Annotated in this window: 14 protein-coding genes; 9 read left to right on the top strand and 5 right to left on the bottom strand. The window is 66.9% G+C overall.

The genetic code is table 11. From position 1 onward, the window contains the following. Positions 1 to 6: 6 nt before the first annotated feature. The 4 genes from ACFPAH_RS00465 (at position 7) to ACFPAH_RS00450 (ending at position 2,799) form a co-directional block, all read left to right on the top strand. Complete coding sequence (locus ACFPAH_RS00465) at positions 7 to 450, top strand: thioesterase family protein (protein WP_379738987.1); 444 nt, start codon at positions 7 to 9, stop codon at positions 448 to 450. A gap of 95 nt (positions 451 to 545) precedes the next feature. After that, complete coding sequence (locus ACFPAH_RS00460; protein ID WP_379738984.1) at positions 546 to 1,124, top strand: RNA polymerase sigma factor; 579 nt, start codon at positions 546 to 548, stop codon at positions 1,122 to 1,124. A gap of 10 nt (positions 1,125 to 1,134) precedes the next feature. After that, positions 1,135 to 1,641, top strand: a complete 507-nt coding sequence (locus ACFPAH_RS00455) for a hypothetical protein (protein ID WP_379738981.1) — start codon at positions 1,135 to 1,137, stop codon at positions 1,639 to 1,641. A 141-nt stretch (positions 1,642 to 1,782) separates the two neighbouring features. Further along, positions 1,783 to 2,799, top strand: coding sequence for a hypothetical protein (locus tag ACFPAH_RS00450; protein ID WP_379738978.1), 1,017 nt, complete (start codon positions 1,783 to 1,785; stop codon positions 2,797 to 2,799). On the opposite strand, the gene ACFPAH_RS00445 is transcribed toward ACFPAH_RS00450, so the two are convergent. Further along, entirely contained in the window at positions 2,730 to 3,347 is a 618-nt protein-coding gene (locus tag ACFPAH_RS00445) for a DUF3016 domain-containing protein (RefSeq protein ID WP_379738976.1), read from the bottom strand. The two genes, ACFPAH_RS00450 and ACFPAH_RS00445, sit on opposite strands and share 70 nt — an antisense overlap. 167 nt (positions 3,348 to 3,514) lie before the next feature. On the opposite strand from ACFPAH_RS00445, the gene ACFPAH_RS00440 reads away from it, so the two are divergent. Together ACFPAH_RS00440 and ACFPAH_RS00435 are read left to right on the top strand one after the other, a co-directional pair. Further along, positions 3,515 to 4,252 (top strand): DNA-formamidopyrimidine glycosylase family protein, encoded by a 738-nt coding sequence (locus ACFPAH_RS00440; RefSeq protein ID WP_379738973.1) that lies wholly within the window; start codon positions 3,515 to 3,517, stop codon positions 4,250 to 4,252. Positions 4,253 to 4,414: 162 nt separating this feature from the next. Further along, on the top strand, positions 4,415 to 5,920 hold the full coding sequence (locus tag ACFPAH_RS00435) for an HD domain-containing phosphohydrolase (RefSeq protein ID WP_379738970.1): 1,506 nt from the start codon (positions 4,415 to 4,417) through the stop codon (positions 5,918 to 5,920). A 214-nt stretch (positions 5,921 to 6,134) separates the two neighbouring features. Here ACFPAH_RS00435 and ACFPAH_RS00430 read toward each other — a convergent pair whose 3' ends face one another. From ACFPAH_RS00430 to ACFPAH_RS00420, 3 genes are all read right to left on the bottom strand, one after another. Next, positions 6,135 to 7,529: a GAF domain-containing sensor histidine kinase gene (locus ACFPAH_RS00430; protein ID WP_379738967.1), complete on the bottom strand. Its 1,395-nt coding sequence runs from the start codon at positions 7,527 to 7,529 to the stop codon at positions 6,135 to 6,137. Positions 7,530 to 7,662: 133 nt separating this feature from the next. Next, positions 7,663 to 8,178 carry a hypothetical protein gene (locus ACFPAH_RS00425; RefSeq protein WP_379738964.1) on the bottom strand — a complete coding sequence of 172 codons (516 nt, stop codon included), beginning with the start codon at positions 8,176 to 8,178 and terminating at the stop codon, positions 7,663 to 7,665. A gap of 107 nt (positions 8,179 to 8,285) precedes the next feature. Beyond that, complete coding sequence (locus ACFPAH_RS00420) at positions 8,286 to 8,486, bottom strand: hypothetical protein (protein ID WP_379738961.1); 201 nt, start codon at positions 8,484 to 8,486, stop codon at positions 8,286 to 8,288. A 195-nt stretch (positions 8,487 to 8,681) separates the two neighbouring features. Here ACFPAH_RS00420 and ACFPAH_RS00415 point away from each other — a divergent pair, with 195 nt between their 5' ends. Further along, entirely contained in the window at positions 8,682 to 9,059 is a 378-nt protein-coding gene (locus ACFPAH_RS00415) for a hypothetical protein (protein WP_379738958.1), read from the top strand. An 11-nt stretch (positions 9,060 to 9,070) separates the two neighbouring features. Here ACFPAH_RS00415 and queC read toward each other — a convergent pair whose 3' ends face one another. Continuing rightward, positions 9,071 to 9,784 carry a 7-cyano-7-deazaguanine synthase QueC gene (queC, locus tag ACFPAH_RS00410; protein WP_379738954.1) on the bottom strand — a complete coding sequence of 238 codons (714 nt, stop codon included), beginning with the start codon at positions 9,782 to 9,784 and terminating at the stop codon, positions 9,071 to 9,073. A gap of 152 nt (positions 9,785 to 9,936) precedes the next feature. Here queC and ACFPAH_RS00405 point away from each other — a divergent pair, with 152 nt between their 5' ends. After that, positions 9,937 to 11,868, top strand: a complete 1,932-nt coding sequence (locus ACFPAH_RS00405) for an autotransporter assembly complex protein TamA (RefSeq protein ID WP_379738950.1) — start codon at positions 9,937 to 9,939, stop codon at positions 11,866 to 11,868. Beyond that, positions 11,868 to 16,307 carry a translocation/assembly module TamB domain-containing protein gene (locus ACFPAH_RS00400; protein ID WP_379738947.1) on the top strand — a complete coding sequence of 1,480 codons (4,440 nt, stop codon included), beginning with the start codon at positions 11,868 to 11,870 and terminating at the stop codon, positions 16,305 to 16,307. Before ACFPAH_RS00405 ends, ACFPAH_RS00400 begins: the two co-directional genes overlap by 1 nt. Positions 16,308 to 16,314 lie beyond the last annotated feature (7 nt).

Below are 16,314 nucleotides of genomic sequence, written 5' to 3'. Positions count from 1 at the left end.
TAACGCATGGCCCGATTACACCTCGACTTCCCTGAAGACCAGTATTACTACTCCACGCCGCTGACGGTGCGCGTGACCGACATCAATGCCGCGAACCACCTCGGCAACGACTCGATGATCTCCATGATCTCGGAGGCGCGCGCCCTGTTCCTGTTCGAGTTCGGCGTCGCCGAAACCGAGCGCGACGGCACCGGCATCATCGTCACCGACCTCGCCACCACCTACCGTGCCGAAGCGCACGCGCGCGACGAACTGCTGTTCGAAGTCGGCGTCATGGATTTTAATAAGTACGGCGGCGACATCACCTTCCGCATCACCCGCCCGCGCGACAAGGCCCTGGTCGCCATGGCCAAGTCCGGGTTCGTGTTCTACAACTACAAGACCAGCCAGGTGGTCGCCATGCCGGAAGAGTTCCGCAACAAGTTCGACCGGGTCAATTGGATCGACTAGGTTGGATCGACTGAGCTGGATCGACTGAGCGCGGCCGTTCAAAAATAGTTGGAACTTTATTGTCGTCTCGCCGGAATATGGGTGAGATGACAAACATGACCATCACGCCCACCACTACCGACGACGAGCTGCTGCGCGGCATGCGCGCCGGCGACGCGCAGGCCTTTGCCGCGCTCTACCGCCGCCACCAGGGCCCGCTCTACCGTTTCGCCCTGCTGCGCTGCGGCTCCGCCGACACGGCCGCCGATACGGTGCAGGAAGCGTTCATGGGGCTGCTGAGCGGCCGCCTCGCCTTCGACCCGCTGCGCGGCTCGCTGCCGAACTTCCTGTTCGGCGTGGCGCGCAACCTGATCCTCAAGCATGAAGCGCCGCGCCTGCGCGAAGCGGCCCCGCTTGATCCCGACGAGGAAGGGGAGCAGGACGAAGCCTGCCTCGACGCCTGCCCGCTGGCGCGGGTACTGGCCGACGAGACGGCCGAAGCGGTGCGGCGCGCGCTGGCGCGCCTGGCCCCGCATTACCGCGACGCCGTCATCCTCTACGAACTGCACGGCCTGTCCTACCTCGAGATCGCGACGATCTGCGCGGTCGACATCGGCACCGTGCGCTCGCGCCTGGCGCGCGGCCGCGCGGCCCTCGCCAGGATCCTGCACGCCCACGCCCTGGTCACCGGTTGAGGCTGCCCACATGGAAACGATCATGGATACCCACGACTACCCCGAGCCCGACCTGGCTGCCCGCCTGGCCGTCCTGCGCACCGGCATCGCCCAGCTCGACACGCCACGCTGCGTCGAAAAGGAACTGATGCAGGCCTTCGGCGCCGCTTTTGCGCCGCGCAAACCCTGGTACCGGCGCCTGAGCCTGCCGGAATGGAGCGCTGCCGGCGCCGGCGTCCTGCTGAGCGCCGCCGTGCTGGTGCTGCTGCTGGTACCGCCGCGCCTGGCGGGCGACCTGCACGCCACCCCGCCGCTGCTGCGTTTCGACGACGGCGCCGCCTTCATCGCGCTCGATTCCTTCGAACGCATCGACCAGGAAAGCGCGCCGCGCCTGGTAGAGGCCGAGGTACCGCGCACCATGCTGGCTGCGCTCGGCTTGCCGGTCACCCCGGAAAACGCCGGCGAACCTGTGTATGCGGAAATGCTGGTCGGGGCAAGCGGGGAACCGCTGGCCCTGCGCCTGAGTTCCATTAACTAAGAGCGCCTAACAAAATCTTCAGGGCAAGGCGCGGCGTCGAAGACAGTACGCCTGTACGGCGAGACGCTGCAACGCAGCCATGGAGGTTATGTTAGGCGCTCTAATTCACAAAGAGCGTTTGATAACTACGACGGAGATACCATGAAAACAAACCCATTGCTGCTGGCCGCCCTGCTCGCCTGTTTCCTGTCGCCGGCGCTGGCCGAGGAAGCGCCGGCCGCGCCGAGCCTGGCGGTCGATGCGCCGCATCCGGGGGAAACGGTGCGCATCCTGCAGCGCCGCCACGCCCAGCCGGTCAAGAATGCGCCCTACAGCGCCCAGGCGGTTTCCGAGCGCCTGCAACAACTGCCCGACGGTAACCAGATCGAGCGCCGCACGAGCACCGCCAGCTACCGCGACAGCCAGGGGCGCACCCGCCAGGAAGTACGCGACGCCAAGGGCGAACTGCGCATCGTGACGATCAACGATCCGGTCGGGGGCGCGACCTGGATCCTGACGCCGGCAACGCGCACCGCGCAAAAACTGCCGCCGCGTGCAGACATAGCCCGTCAGGCCGGCGCCGCCGCGCGTGCGCGCATCGAGCAGCTGCGCAAGGAAGGCCGTATCCCGCGGATCGAGCGTGAAACCGCTTCCGCAGGCGATGCCGGGGAACCGGCCACGATTCATGTCGAGCGCGACAGCGATGGCAGCCGCGAAGCGGTGCGCGTGATTCGCGTCCAGCGCGCCGGCCCCGGTGCGCCCGGCCCCGGACCGCAGCCGGGCCCGATGTTCGGCCCGCAGCTCGGCAACATCATTGCGAATGCGGCAGGCGACGCGAAATGGGCGACGAAGGCAACCAGCCGCGACCTGGGCACGCGCGAGTTCGACGGGGTGCGCGCCGAAGGCAAGCTGCGCAGCTATGAGATTCCTGCCGGGGAAGTCGGCAACCGCAATCCGATCGTGGTCGCCGACGAGACCTGGCATTCGCCGGAACTGCAGGTAACGGTCTACTCGAAGCACAGCGATCCGCGCAGCGGCGACTACGTGTACCGCCTCGAAGGCCTGAAACGCGGCGAACCCGACGCCGCGCTGTTCACGGTGCCGTCGGACTACAAGGTGGTCGAGCATCCCGTGCTGCGTACGCGCGAATTGCGTGCGCCGGGCAAGAAGGAAGAGTAAGGAAGGGCGTGCCGGCAAGCGCCGGCACGCATGCGGACCGCGAGCAGCCTAGCGCCGCGCGGCGCGGCGCGGTCGCGCGGCAGGATGGCCGAATAGAACCAGTCGTCGATCATGCGCTTCTCGTAGCTCAGCGACTCGGTGTCCGTATAGCGGCCGATGCGGTCCATGAAGTTCATGTCGCGCAACTCGGCTTCGCCACTGCGCAGCACCTGGCCGTTCTGCTCGATGGCGAAACGCAGGTCGATGCGCGGCCAGTCGATTTGCTTGACGATGCGCAGGTCACGCGGCCCGCGACCGGGATACTCGCGGCCCGCCAGGTCGACGTCCAGCACGTCTATGCGCAAGTTCTGCCCGGGTGGCAACTGCGCACCCAGCTTGGCGAAATGCTCGGTCAAGTCCTTCAACACCGCCTCGCGCTCCCAGCTTGCGAAGGGCAGGTCCGAGAAACGCTCGGGCTGGATGTAGTTGACGGTCACGTCGGCCGACGCGGCACCCGCCGCCAGCGCCAGCAGGCCGCTCACGGCCACTTGTCGAATCACGTTCTTCATGGCGATTCCTTTCCTTCGCTAACTTTATCTGCGTTCAATATACAAGCCAATATACGCGCGTTTACCGCCCGCCGCTGTCTCCGCCAAGTAAATGCTGTATCGGTTTGTTAGTCCTCGCACAGCCGGGTTCTGGCGGACCGGACAGAATCGCTGCAAGGAGGTGTCTCGTGCCAGAAGGTCCATCGCTTTTTATCCTCAAGGAAGAAACGGCCCGCTACGTGGGCCAGGAAATTGTCGAGGCCGGCGGCAACACGACCGCGATCGACACCGGGCGCCTGGTCGGGCAGACCATCCTGTCGCTGCGCACCTGGGGCAAGCATTTCCTCATCGAACTACCCGACATGGCGCTGCGCATCCATTTCCTGCTGTTCGGCACCTACCGGGTCAACGAACGGCGCGACAAGCCGCCCCGCCTGTTCCTGCGTCTGGCCGACGGCGGCGAAATCAATTTTTATGCGTGCTCGGTGCGCGAGATCGGGCGCGATCTCGACGCCCAGTACGACTGGAGCGCGGACGTCATGAGCGAGGCCTGGAACCCGGCGCGCGCGCGCAAGAAACTGCGCGCCCAGCCGGACATGCTGGCCTGCGACGCCCTGCTCGACCAGGAGATCTTCTCAGGTGTTGGCAACATCATCAAGAACGAAGTGTTGTTCCGCATCCGCGTGCACCCGTCCTCGACGGTCGGGGCACTCCCGGCACGCAAGCTGTGCGCCCTCGTCGCCGAAGCCCGTCAATACAGCTTCGATTTCCTCGAATGGAAAAAACAGTATGTATTGAAGCAGCACTGGCTCGCCCACGCCAAGACCACCTGCCCGCGCTGCAACATCCCCTTCAAGAAAGCCCATCTCGGCCGCTCCAACCGGCGCAGCTTCTTTTGCGAACGCTGTCAAAAACGTTACGAGTGACTCATTCATCCAACACTTGGCCAGTAGTTGCAAAAGTTACGCATCTATTGCCCTTTGTTAATTTCTAAAAGCCGTACTACAATGAATTTCCTACAGGAATCGTAGGAAAATTCTTATTCCATTGTTTCGCTCGTATCGACTCTAACGGTAAACGGAAACGCCATGTCCTTCCTGTCCCCAGCCGCGCCCAAGCTCGCCCCCTGGAAAGTCCTCCTTGTCGACGACGAGCCCGACATCCACAACATCACGAAGCTGACGCTGAACCGCTTCCGCCTCGACGGCCGCGCGCTGTCCTTCGTCCACGCCTACAGCGGCGCCGAAGCCAAGGAAGTGCTGGCGCGCGAGAGCGATATCGCGCTGGTCTTCCTCGACGTGGTGATGGAACGCGAAGACAGCGGGCTGGAAGTGGCGCGCTGGATGCGCCAGGAACTGGGCAACGCCCTGACCCGCATCGTGCTGCGCACCGGCCAGCCGGGCCAGGCGCCGGAAGAGCGTGTGATCGTCGACTACGACATCAACGATTACAAGGAAAAGACCGAACTGGACCGCACCAAGCTGTTCACCACGACCTTTGCCGCGCTGCGCGCCTACCGCGACATCATGAAGGTCGAGGAAGCGCGCCGGGTGCAGCAGAACTACCGGGAAGGACTCGAGCGCGTGCTGGCGGCGTCTTCGCACCTGTTCAAGCAGCGCAACCTGAAGGATTTCGCCAGCGGCCTGCTGCAACAGGTGGTCGCCCTGCTGCGCCTCGAAGAAAGCATGCTGCTGCGCCTGAAGGGCGCGAGCCTGATCACCGGCGAGAGCCAGTACGAGGTGCTGGCCAAGGTCGGCGATTTCGGCAGCCAGGGCATCGATGCGGACCTGGTCGCCCAACTGGACGAGGCGCGCCACAACCGGATCTCGAAGCTGTACGGCGATACCTATGTCGGCTATTTCCCCAACAGCAGCGGCAAGGCGTCGCTGCTGGTGCTGCAAGGTGTCGAGGAAATCTCCGACGTCGACGCCCAGTTGCTGGAAGTATTCTGCTCGGGCGTGGCGATCGCCTTCGACAACATCCTGCTGAACCAGGAAATCACCGACACCCAGGCCGAACTGATCTTCCGCCTCGGCGACGTGGTCGAATCGCGCTCGAACGAAGCGGGCAACCACGTGCGCCGCATGGCGCAAGTCTGCCATTTGCTGGCCGAGGCCTCGGGCATGCCGGAAGACGAAACGGCGACCCTGGTGCACGCCGCGCCGATGCACGACATCGGCAAGATCGCCACTCCCGACGCCGTCCTGCTCAAACCTGGCCGCCTGACGCCCGAGGAATGGGAAGTCATGAAGCAGCACCCGACGGTAGGCCTGCAAATCCTGGAAGGCTCGAACCGGCCGATCCTGAAGGCGGCCGCCGTCATCGCCCACCAGCACCACGAAAAGTACGACGGCAGCGGCTACCCGCAGGGCCTGAAGGGAGAAGCGATCCACCCCTACGCGCGCATCGTCGCGGTGGCCGACGTGTTCGACGCCCTGAGCCACGAGCGCGTCTACAAGAAGGCCTGGCCGGTCGACCAGGTCACGGACTACCTGCGCGAGATCGCCGGCCACCACCTCGACCCGCATTACGTCAACCTGCTGATCCAGCACATGGACAAGGCGCTCGAGATCAACCGGCAGTGGCCGGATTGAGTATCGCCTGCGAACAGAGCGCGGCCCGGCCGCGCTGCATTCCTCTGGGACGTAGGGTGGGCGGCTCCACCCGGTCGTGCGCCTCGACGCGGCTTTGACGCCGCCCACGCGTTCAACCAGACTGAGAAACCTCGCGTCTTTGCTGGCGGAGTTTGAACGCGTGGGCGGCGGTTAGGCCGCAGACAGATCCCCAGCCCGGGTGTAGCCGCCCACCCTACGCCGCCAGCTTTTCTGCCCGGCAGCTGCGCGGGAAGGTCAGGTCATAGCGCAAGCCCTCGCCTGGCGCACTGCTCACCCTCACCGTGCCGCCCAGCGCACCCGTCACCAGGTTGTACAGGATGTGCGCACCCAGCCCGCTGCCGCCATTGCCGCGCTTGGTCGTGAAGAAGGGATCGAACAGCTTATCCAGGGTGTCCTGGTCCATGCCGGCGCCGTCGTCCGCGTAGGTCAGCGATACCGTCTCGTCGGCCACCTGGGCGCGGATCGTGATGTTTCCCGCCTGCTCGTGCTCGAAACCGTGCACCAGCGAATTCATGACCATGTTGGTGACGATCTGCGACAGCGCGCCCGGATAGCTCTCCATCTGCACGTCGACGGCGCAATCGACCTCGACCTTCACGGGGCGGCCCTTGAGTTTCGGCTGCAGCGAGAGCAGCACCTCGTTCAGGTAACTGCACAGGTTGAAGCGGCGGATGTCGCCCGAGGACTGGTCGACTGCCACCTGCTTGAAGCTGCGTACCAGGGCGGCGGCGCGCTGGGTGTTGGTGGTCATGATGCGCAGCGACTGGTCGACGACGTCGAGGAAGGTATCGAGGCTGTCCTGGGTCATCTCTCCGGCGGCCAGCTCGGCGCGGGTCAGGCGCAATTCTTCGACCAGGTGGCTGGTGGCGGTGACGCAAATGCCGAGCGGCGTATTGATCTCGTGCGCGACGCCGGCCACCAGGCGGCCGAGCGAGGCCAGCTTTTCCTGGCGCACCAGTTCGCCCTGGGCCTGCTGCAGCTGGGTCAGCGCGCTGTTCAGGGCCGTGTTCTGCTCTTCCAGGAGCAAGGTGCGCTCGTGCACGGCGCGCTCGAGGCGGTCCATGCTCTGCAGGCTTTGCAGCGCCACCGAGACGTGGTTCGCGATCACCGCGAACAGGGCCTGGTCCTCGTCGCTGTAGGTATGTTCCGGGGTATAGCTCTGGATCACGATCACGCCCAGCGGCAGGTGCTGCTGGTCGAGCAGCGGGCAGCCCATCCAGTGCTCGGCCGCGCTGCCGGCGCCGAAGTTCGAGCCTTGCGCCTCGCGCGCCTTGAAGTCGTCGGCGGTGACGATCAGCGACTGGCCGTTGAGGATGACCCAGGCCGTCGGCGACTCGTCCGGAGACGCGAGCCGCACCGGCTGGTTCAGGGTCGGCCCTTCATCGGACTCGTCGACAAAATACACGAAGCGCACCGTGCCTTCGTCGCGGTCCGACAGCGCCACGTAGAAATTGGCCGCATACATGATGCTGCCGAGCGCGCCGTGCACGGCGCGGATGAATTCGGTGATGTCGCTGCAGCTGGTCGACGTCCGCCCGATTTCGAGCAGCATCGACTGGACCGCTTCCAGCCGGTCGAGACGTTCCATGGCTTCCCCTCATATAAAGGCTGATTTAATGCCGAAGGGAAATATTAACAGGCAGCATGCCAGAAGGCACGCGCCATGCACGGAATGTGGCGCCCGTGCCGCGCCGCGACGTAATGAAACGTGATGCAGCGGCTCAGCGCGGAGCGCGGAAGCCGTTCTCGATCCAGGCGTAGGCCGAGGCCGGGGTCAACTTGAAGGTCGGCGCCACGCGCACCTGGGCCACCTGCTCGCCCATCTGGTCGATCGCGGTCAGGAGCGCGTAAGGGTCGTCGTCGTCCGGGACGATGTCGAGCGTCACCTTCAGCTCGCCTTCTTCGGTCGAGACCACGGTGCTCTTGTGCAGCATTGCGTGCAGGTGCTGCTCATGGCGGCGGATGACTTCCGAGGCCGTCTTGATCAGCGTATTGAACGCGTTGACGTCGAGCGGCTTCGGGTTCTTCTTGTCGCGGCCCATGGTCCACGGGCCGACCAGCGCCGGTTCCGGCTGGCCATCCTTGTACATGGCGACGGCCCAGCCTTCGTCGTCTTCGTTCTTGATCACGCGTGCGGTCCAGCCGTTGCCTTGCCACAGGCGCGCTTCCTGAACCGGGGTGTCCTCGGTGTCTTCAGTGTCCTTACCCGCGTCCAGGTCCCCTGTTTCTTCGTTCATCGCTCACTTCTTTATCTGCCGGGCATGGCGCCCAAAGACGAGATGATAGTAGAGATGGCGCATGCGGCGCGATAGCAGACGAATAACAAAACGCAATTCGCCCGGGGTCACATGCGCATGGCGGGCGCGCCCGGCGGACGCACCGGCGGCGGCAAGGGCGTGCGCCGCGGGTCGATGTTCGGTTGCCGCGGCGCTTCGCGATTGAACGGGTTGATGATAATCGGCGGAATGGTCGGCGGTGCCGATGGCGGACCCTTGGGGCCGCCGCCGGCCCGCTGCATTTTCATCGTTGAGCTGACGACATGCATGGATACCCTCCTATAACAGAGCAGGCTGTCAGTATAGGCGGCGACCTGCACATTACAAGGTCGAAAACACAGCCGCATTCGTCGGCCCCGGCTGCGCTCCGGCCCGCCGAAAACGCCACCTGTCGCATGCGGCTGGCGGCGCTACCGCGCCCCGGTCTACAGTCTGGCCATCAACCCGACCTTCAAGGACCTGCCATGAAAAAGATCGCGCCCTACCTCATCCTGATCCTCTGCGCCCTGCTGCTGTGGGACCTGCTGTTCACCTTCGGCGACTTCAGCTTCCACATCGACGGCGAAGAGTTCGACGGCCCGTTCGGCGCCATGCTGGGCATCCTGCTGGGCAGCGGCGGCATGCTGATCGGCCTCCTGGTGACGATCGTGGTGGGCGCCGTGCTGGCGGTGGTGTTTGCCGGCGTCGGCATCGTCGTGATCGGCGCGCTGGCCTGCGCCTCGATTGCCGTGGCGGCCGCCATCGTGCCCTTCCTGCTGCCGCTGCTGCTGCCGCTGGCGCTGGTCTGGTACCTGGTCAGCCGCGCGCGCCGCAACCGCGTGGTGCACGGCCAGGCGGTATAACAGGGCCCGCCCTACGGGGCGGCTTTTTGTTCCACGTATTGCATATAACCGCGCGCCCGCAGCGCGCAGGCCGGGCAGGTGCCGCAGCCATAGCCCCAGTCGTGGCGCGCGCCGCGCTCGCCCAGGTAGCAGGTGTGGGTCTCGAAACGCACGAGGTCGACCAGCGCCTGGCCGCCGGCCTGCTCGGCCAGCTCCCAGGTCTGCTTCTTGTCGATCCACATCAGCGGCGTCTCGACCTTCAGGCGCGTTGCCATCCCCAGGTTAAGCGCCACCTGCAGCGCCTTCATCGTGTCGTCGCGGCAGTCGGGATAGCCCGAGAAATCGGTCTCGCACATCCCGCCCACCAGCACCGTCAGGCCGCGCCGGTAGGCGACGGTGGCGGCCACCGTCATGAACAATAAATTGCGTCCCGGCACGAAGGTGTTCGGCAAGCCGTTGGCCTGCATTTCGATGGCGACGTCGCTCGTCATGGCCGTGTCCGAAATCCGCGAGATCAGCGACAGGTCGACCATGTGGTCTTCGCCCAGGCGCGCGTCCCAGGTGGGCGACAGCGCGCGCAGGCTGGCGAGCACGGTCGGCCGCACGTCGAGCTCGATCGCGTGGCGCTGGCCATAGTCGAAACCGATCGTTTCGACACGCTCGTAGCGCTCCAGGGCCCAGGCCAGGCAGGTGGTCGAATCTTGTCCGCCACTGAAGAGGACGAGGGCGGTATCGGGAGCGTGCATGTGTTGTTTTTTCAAAGTTAATCGTTCGCCATCCCTTTTGCAATTCCGTTAAGATGCGCTCAGCATTGACACTGAGACGGAGAGACATGGTTCTCGCAACATCCCACCAGACCGCGGGGGCGGCAAGGCAATCACGGATTTTGGCACAAATCATGCTGTCCGTGTATGCGGTACTGGGCGCGCCGACGGCGATGGCGCAGTCGGCCGGCGAGCCTGCGCCAGGCGCGCAGCCGCCGAGTGGGCAAGTGCCGGGCAAGCTGCCGCCGAGCGGGCAAACCGTTAACTACAACGTGCGCATCGACGCGCCCGGACGCCTCGACGACCTCCTCGAGGAGAACCTCGAACTGCTGCGCTGGCGCGGCAATCCGCGGGTCGACATCAACCAGTTGCAGCGTCTCATCAAGCAAACGCCGGAAGAAGCGAAAACCCTGGTCGCCACCGAAGGCTATTATTCGCCGAAAATCAGCGCCGGCCTGGACACGAGCGGCGCCACGCCGGTGGCCCGCGTCACCGTCGATCCGGGCCAGCCGACCCTGGTGAGCGACCTCGACCTGGTGCTGCAAGGCTTCGTGGTCTTCGAAGGCGGCGGCGCGCCCTACGATCCGAACGCGCTGCGCAACCGCTGGTCGTTGCCGGTGGGCGCACGCTTTCGCATGGCCGACTGGGAAGCGGCCAAGCGCGACCTGCTGCGCGAAGTGACGCGTTCGCGCTTTCCGCGCGCGCAACTGGTCGAAACCAGCGCCACCGTCGACCCCGACGCCCACACGGCCTCGCTGCGCGTGGTCATCGACAGCGGCCCGGAAATGCGCTTCGGCGAGCTGCGCATCCGCGGCTTGAAGCGCTATCCGGAAAGCATCATCACCAACCTGAACAAAATCAAGCCGGGCGACATGTACAGCGAGGTGGCCCTGCAGGCCCTGCAGTCGCGGCTGCAGGAAACCGGATACTTTTCCACCGTCGAGGTCAGCGCCGACATGCGCGCCGTGCTCAACGCCGAGATCAAGGATCTGAAAGAGGACGGCGAGCTCGACGGCGCCTCGCCCGACACTGCGCAGGCCGCCCCTGGCGCGCCCGCGGTGCCCGGCCAGGCCACGACCGGCGTCAAGCCCCCGGCCGCGACCGGCCCGACCGTGCTGCCGGTGCTGGTGCGCGTCACCGAAAACAAGCAGAAGAACGTCGAAATCGGCCTCGGTATCTCGAGCAATACCGGCGCCCGCGCCCAGATCGGCTACGACGACCTGAACGTGTTCGGCAAGCGCATGAAGAGCGACCTGATCTACGAACAGAAGCGCCAGGTGGCGCGTGTCGACTTTTATTGGCCGACCACGCCCGACGGCTACAACGACAGCGTCGGCGGCGGCATCGAGCGCACCGACGTGCAGGGCGAACTGCTGACCGTGGCGACGGTCGCCGGACGCCGCGCCTGGGGCACGCCGGAGCTCGAACGCAGTCTCACCGTCGAGGCGCTGCTCGAACAGCGCGAAGTCGAGGGACTCCCAACGACGCGCAGCAAGAGCCTTCCGCTGACCTATAACGTCACCCGCCGCAAGCTCGACAACCTGATCCTGCCCACCCGCGGCTACGCCCTCAACTGGCAGGTCAGCGTGGCGCCGCTGCCGATCTTCACCGACGAGAAATTCGTGCGCGGCTACACCCGCGGCGTGTATTACCGTCCGGTGGGCACGAGCGGCACCGTGGTGCTGCGCGGCGAAGCCGGCGCCGTCGTCTCGAAAGAAAAACTCGGCGTGCCGAGCACCCTGCTGTTCCGCGCCGGCGGCGACCAGTCGGTGCGCGGCTACGGCTACCAGGAACTCGGCGTGCGCGAAGGCGAGGCCATCGTCGGCGGCCGCTACCTGCTCACCGCCGGCGCCGAATACCAGTACTGGTTCCGTCCGCCATGGGGCGTGGCCTTCTTCGTCGACGCCGGCAACGCCGCCGACAAGTTCAAGGACCTCAAGCCCGAAGTCGGGGTCGGCATCGGCGCGCGCTGGCGCAGTCCGGTCGGCCCGATCAACGTCGATGTCGCCTATGGCGAGGCCGTGAAAAAGGCGCGCCTGCACTTCTCACTTGGATTCACGTTCTGATGGACGACCACAACCCAACCCCACCAGCCGAGGAGCCGAAGGCGGCGCCGAAACAGCGGCGCTGGCCGCGCCGCGTCGCCATCGGCCTGGTCGCAACCGGCGTCGTCGTCGGCGGCGCCATCTGGTACCTCGGGCGCGAAACGACGCTGCAGATGATCGCCGAGCGGGTCGCCCGCTCCACCGGTGGCAAGCTGACCATGAGCGGCGTGCGCGGTTCGCTCTACGGCACGATGCACATCGACCGCATCGTCTGGCGCACCGACGAGCAGCTGGCGATCGCCACCAACATCGACCTGACCTGGTCGCCGCGCCAGCTGCTCTCGAAAGGCATCGAAATCAACAAGCTGCATGCGGCCGACCTGCGCATGGAGACCCTGAAGCAGACCGACGAGCCCGCGAAGATGCCCACGTCGCTCGCCGCGCCCTTCAAGATCACGCTCGACGACGCCAGGCTGGCGAAAGCCACCTTCGTCAACAAGGGCGCCAGCACCGAGATCACGAATATCCGCGCGCGCCTGTACGGCGACAAGGTGCAGTGGCAGCTGCGCGACGCCGCCGCCAGCACGCCCTGGGGCCAGGTGGCGGCCAACGGCAGCATCGGCGCCTCCCGCCCGTTCAAGCTCGACGCCAACGCCAGCCTGTCGCAGGCCGAGGTCGGGCCGGGCGCGACGCCTGCACAATTGAAAGTGCACGCCGGCGGCGACCTGAACCTCACCACGCTCGACGTCACCGGCCAGGCCGGCCGCGCGGCCGGCGAGGCGAAGATGGGGATTGCGCCGTTTGCCGAGATCCCGCTGCGCACCATGACCCTGAACGCGCGCAACATCGACCCGGGCTTCTTCAACCCGGCGCTGCCGACCGCCGACCTGACGCTCTCGATCGCAGCAAAACTCGACGACAAGCGCGCCATCTCCGGCAGCGTCAACCTGGTCAACGACGGCCCGGCCGGCAGCATCGACCAGCAACGCCTGCCGCTGCGCGCCTTCCGCGGCCGGCTCGGCGGCGACCTGGCAACCATGCGCATCGAAGACGTGCTGCTCGACTTCGGCACGGCCGGGCGTTTTACCGGCAGCGGCAGCGTCCAGCGCGGCGAGGACGAAGAGGGCCTGGGCACCGCGAAGTTCGCGCTGCACACCGACCGCTTCGACCTGCGCGGCATCCACGGCAGCATGAAGCCGACAAAAATCGCGGGCGACATCGCGGTGGCCAACGTGGACGACGTCCAGACGCTCGACATCAACCTGTCCGAACGCGGCCTGCGCCTGGCCGCGCGCGCCAAACTCCAGAACAACGTCGTCGACGTGCCGGAAGCGCGCCTCTCCGCCGGCAAGGGCAGCATCGCCCTCACCGGCCGCGCCAATTTGCTCGACGACAAAGCCTTTAAGGTCACGGCCAACGCCAGCGGCTTCAACCCGGCCGACCTGGGCGACTACCCGCAAGCGAACATCAACGCCGTGGTGAACGCCGCCGGCGTGCTGGCCCCGGCCTGGAAAGTGACGACCGATTTCGCGCTGCGCCCGAGCCGCCTGTTCGACCAGCCCCTGTCCGGCAAGGGCAAGCTGAACGCCGACGCCAAGCACGTGACGGGCGTCGATGCGAGCGTCGCGCTGGGCCAGAATACGGTCAGCCTGAACGGCAGCTTCGGCGCGCCCGGCGAACGCCTGAACTGGCGTGTCGACGGCCGCCAGCTGGCCACCCTGCGCAGCGACCTGTACGGCGCGGTGCTGGCAAGCGGCGTCGTCAGCGGCAGCATGGCCAACCCGCGCACGACCTTCGTTGCCGACGCCAACGGCCTGGGCTGGGTCGCGGCCCAGCGCAAGGCCAACAACAGCAACCTGCACGTGGCCGGCGAAGCCTGGCTGGCCGGCAAGGAGGGCGCGCGCTTCGTCGAGGCCAAGGCAAGCGGCAACATGGCGCGCTTCAACCCGGCCGCCTTCGGCAGCCCGCTCCCGGGCAGCATCAACGGCGTGTTTGATGCCAGCGGCCGCTCGGGCGAGAACTGGCGCGGCGCCCTGAACCTGAAGCTCGAGGAGTCGACCCTGTCGAAGTCGCCCTTGTGGGGCCATGCACGCCTGGCGGCGGACGCGCGCCACGTGTCGGGCGCCGACGTCGACCTGCACATCGGCGCCAACGTGGTGGCGGCCAAGGGCAGCTTCGGCGCGCCAGGAGACCGCCTCGACTGGCGCATCGACGCGCCCCAGCTGGCCGCCCTCGGCCCCGACTTCGGCGGCGCCCTGCGCGGCGCCGGCAGCGTCAGCGGCACCATGGACACGCCTTCGCTGGCCGCCAACCTGGAGGGGCAAAACCTGCGCCTGCTCGGCACCCATAACATCCGCTCGCTGCGCGCCAGCGCGAATCTCGGCTCGGGACGCGGCGGCGCCGACCCCTTGGTCAGCGACATCCAGGTGCTCGAGTACAGCAGCGGCGAAACCCGCATCGCCGCCGCCAGCCTGCAGACCAACGGCACCCGAGCCGCGCACACGCTGCGCGCCAGCGCCCGCGGCGACGACTTCGACGCCCTGGCCGAAGTGCGCGGCGGCTGGAGCGGCAACGCCTGGGCCGGCACGCTGGCCACGTTGCAGAACAAGGGCCGCTTCGCGATGACGCTGGCGCAGCCGGTCCCGCTGCGCATCGGCGTGGCGCCCGGCGCCGGCGTCGCCGGCCTGGCAAAACCGCAATCGATCGCCTTCAATGGCGCCGTGATCCGGCTGCCGGCCGGCACCGTGCGGATCGACACGCTCACGAAAAACGGCCCGCGCTGGAACAGCAGCGGCGCGGCCGCCGGCGTGCCGCTGAATTACCTGGCGCAGTTCTCGCCGGCGCTGCGCGAAAACATCACCGGCAACCTGACCCTGGGCGCCGACTGGGCGCTCGACCTGCGCACCGCGGCCGGCACGGGCGGCGCGCCTGCGCTGGCGGGCAACGTGCGCCTGTTCCGCGAAGGCGGCGACGCCATCATCGACGGCGCCGTGCCGGTGGCGCTCGGCCTGCGCAGCTTCGAAGCGCGCGCCGACGTGCAAGGCAGCGCGCTGCGCACGCAACTGACGATCGACGGCCAGCGCACCGGCAACGTGCGCGTCGACGGCACCGTGCAGATGATCGGCGGACGCGTCGAAAACGACAGCCCGCTGCGCATGACGGCCAACGCCGACATGCCCTCGATCGCCTGGATCGCGCCCTTCGCCGGCCAGCGCGACCTGGAGCTCGACGGCGCCGTCAAGCTGGCGCTCTCCGCCGGCGGCACCATCGGCACCCCCTCGCTCAACGGCAGCATCAATGGCGACGCCATGGCCGTGCGCTGGCCCGAGCAGGGCGTGAACCTGCGTAACGGCCAGTTGCGCGCGCAACTGGCGGGCGACCGCCTGCTGCTGCAACGCCTCTACCTGGAAGGCATCACCGGCAACGCCGTCGTCGACGGTTCCGTGCGCTTCGGCGGCAGCATTCCGGAGATGCAGCTGAACCTGGTGGCGAACAAGCTCGAAGCGCTGTCGCGCCCCGACCGCACCGTGGTCGTCTCCGGCACCGCCGCCGTGGTGCGCGACGCCACCCGCTTCACCGTCGACGGCCGCTTCAAGGCCGACCGCGCGCTGATCGAGTTCGCGCCCGCCGGGCGGCCCACGATCTCGGACGACGTCATCGTGCTGGGACGGGGCAAGCCGGCGCCGCCGCCCAAGAAGGAAGCCGAAGTGCCGCTGGTGGTGAACCTGGTTGCCGACCTGGGCGACAACTTCCACCTGCGCGGCCTGGGCCTGGACGCCATGCTCGAAGGCAGCGCCCGGGTGCGGATGGTCGGCAACAACCCGCCGCGCGTGAACGGCACCATCCGCGTCGCCAGCGGCCGCTATGCGGCCTACGGCCAGAAGCTGACCATCGAGCGCGGCGTGATCACCTTCAGCGGCCCGTACGACAATCCTGCGCTCGACGTCCTGGCAGTGCGCAAGCAGCCCGAAGGCCAGCAGCTCAGCGAAACCAACGTCGAAGCCGGCGTGCAGGTGCGCGGCACGGCGCGCGCGCCGCAGGCGCGGCTGGTCTCGACGCCGAACGTGCCGGACAGCGAAAAATTGTCGTGGCTGGTGCTCGGCCACGGCATGGAAGGCACGAGCGGCAACGAGAAAGACGTGCTGAGCGCCGCGGCCGGCGCCCTGCTGGGCGGCGCAGGCGGCACCGGCGGCATCCAGAGCAAGGTGGCGAATGCGCTCAACGTCGACGAATTCGGCATCGCCCAGGGCCGCAACGGCGAGGCCGAGGGCCTGGCCAATACGGTCGTCACGATCGGCAAGCGCATTTCCTCGCGTGCCTACATCAGCTTCGAGCAAGGCGCGACGACGGCTTCGAGCCTGGTGCGCCTGCGCTACAAGCTGACCCCGCGCATCACCCTGCAGTTCCAGACCGGCACGAATACGGCGCTCGACGTGCTGTATGCGTGGGCCTTCGACTAAGGGGGAC

This window comes from Massilia sp. GCM10023247 (assembly GCF_042653325.1).
Taxonomy (GTDB): Bacteria; Pseudomonadota; Gammaproteobacteria; order Burkholderiales; family Burkholderiaceae_D; genus Telluria.
This window is presented reverse-complemented; position numbering and strand designations above follow the sequence as displayed.

Bases quoted from the DNA above. Each gene is read 5' to 3' on its own strand.
- ACFPAH_RS00455 (WP_379738981.1), top strand. From the start codon at position 1,135: ATGGAAACGATCATGGATACCCACGACTACCCCGAGCCCGACCTGGCT.
- ACFPAH_RS00430 (WP_379738967.1), bottom strand. From the start codon at position 7,529: ATGGAACGTCTCGACCGGCTGGAAGCGGTCCAGTCGATGCTGCTCGAA.
- ACFPAH_RS00465 (WP_379738987.1), top strand. From the start codon at position 7: ATGGCCCGATTACACCTCGACTTCCCTGAAGACCAGTATTACTACTCC.
- queC (WP_379738954.1), bottom strand. From the start codon at position 9,784: ATGCACGCTCCCGATACCGCCCTCGTCCTCTTCAGTGGCGGACAAGAT.
- ACFPAH_RS00450 (WP_379738978.1), top strand. From the start codon at position 1,783: ATGAAAACAAACCCATTGCTGCTGGCCGCCCTGCTCGCCTGTTTCCTG.
- ACFPAH_RS00460 (WP_379738984.1), top strand. From the start codon at position 546: ATGACCATCACGCCCACCACTACCGACGACGAGCTGCTGCGCGGCATG.
- ACFPAH_RS00415 (WP_379738958.1), top strand. From the start codon at position 8,682: ATGAAAAAGATCGCGCCCTACCTCATCCTGATCCTCTGCGCCCTGCTG.
- ACFPAH_RS00420 (WP_379738961.1), bottom strand. From the start codon at position 8,486: ATGCATGTCGTCAGCTCAACGATGAAAATGCAGCGGGCCGGCGGCGGC.
- ACFPAH_RS00405 (WP_379738950.1), top strand. From the start codon at position 9,937: ATGCTGTCCGTGTATGCGGTACTGGGCGCGCCGACGGCGATGGCGCAG.
- ACFPAH_RS00425 (WP_379738964.1), bottom strand. From the start codon at position 8,178: ATGAACGAAGAAACAGGGGACCTGGACGCGGGTAAGGACACTGAAGAC.
- ACFPAH_RS00445 (WP_379738976.1), bottom strand. From the start codon at position 3,347: ATGAAGAACGTGATTCGACAAGTGGCCGTGAGCGGCCTGCTGGCGCTG.
- ACFPAH_RS00435 (WP_379738970.1), top strand. From the start codon at position 4,415: ATGTCCTTCCTGTCCCCAGCCGCGCCCAAGCTCGCCCCCTGGAAAGTC.
- ACFPAH_RS00400 (WP_379738947.1), top strand. From the start codon at position 11,868: ATGGACGACCACAACCCAACCCCACCAGCCGAGGAGCCGAAGGCGGCG.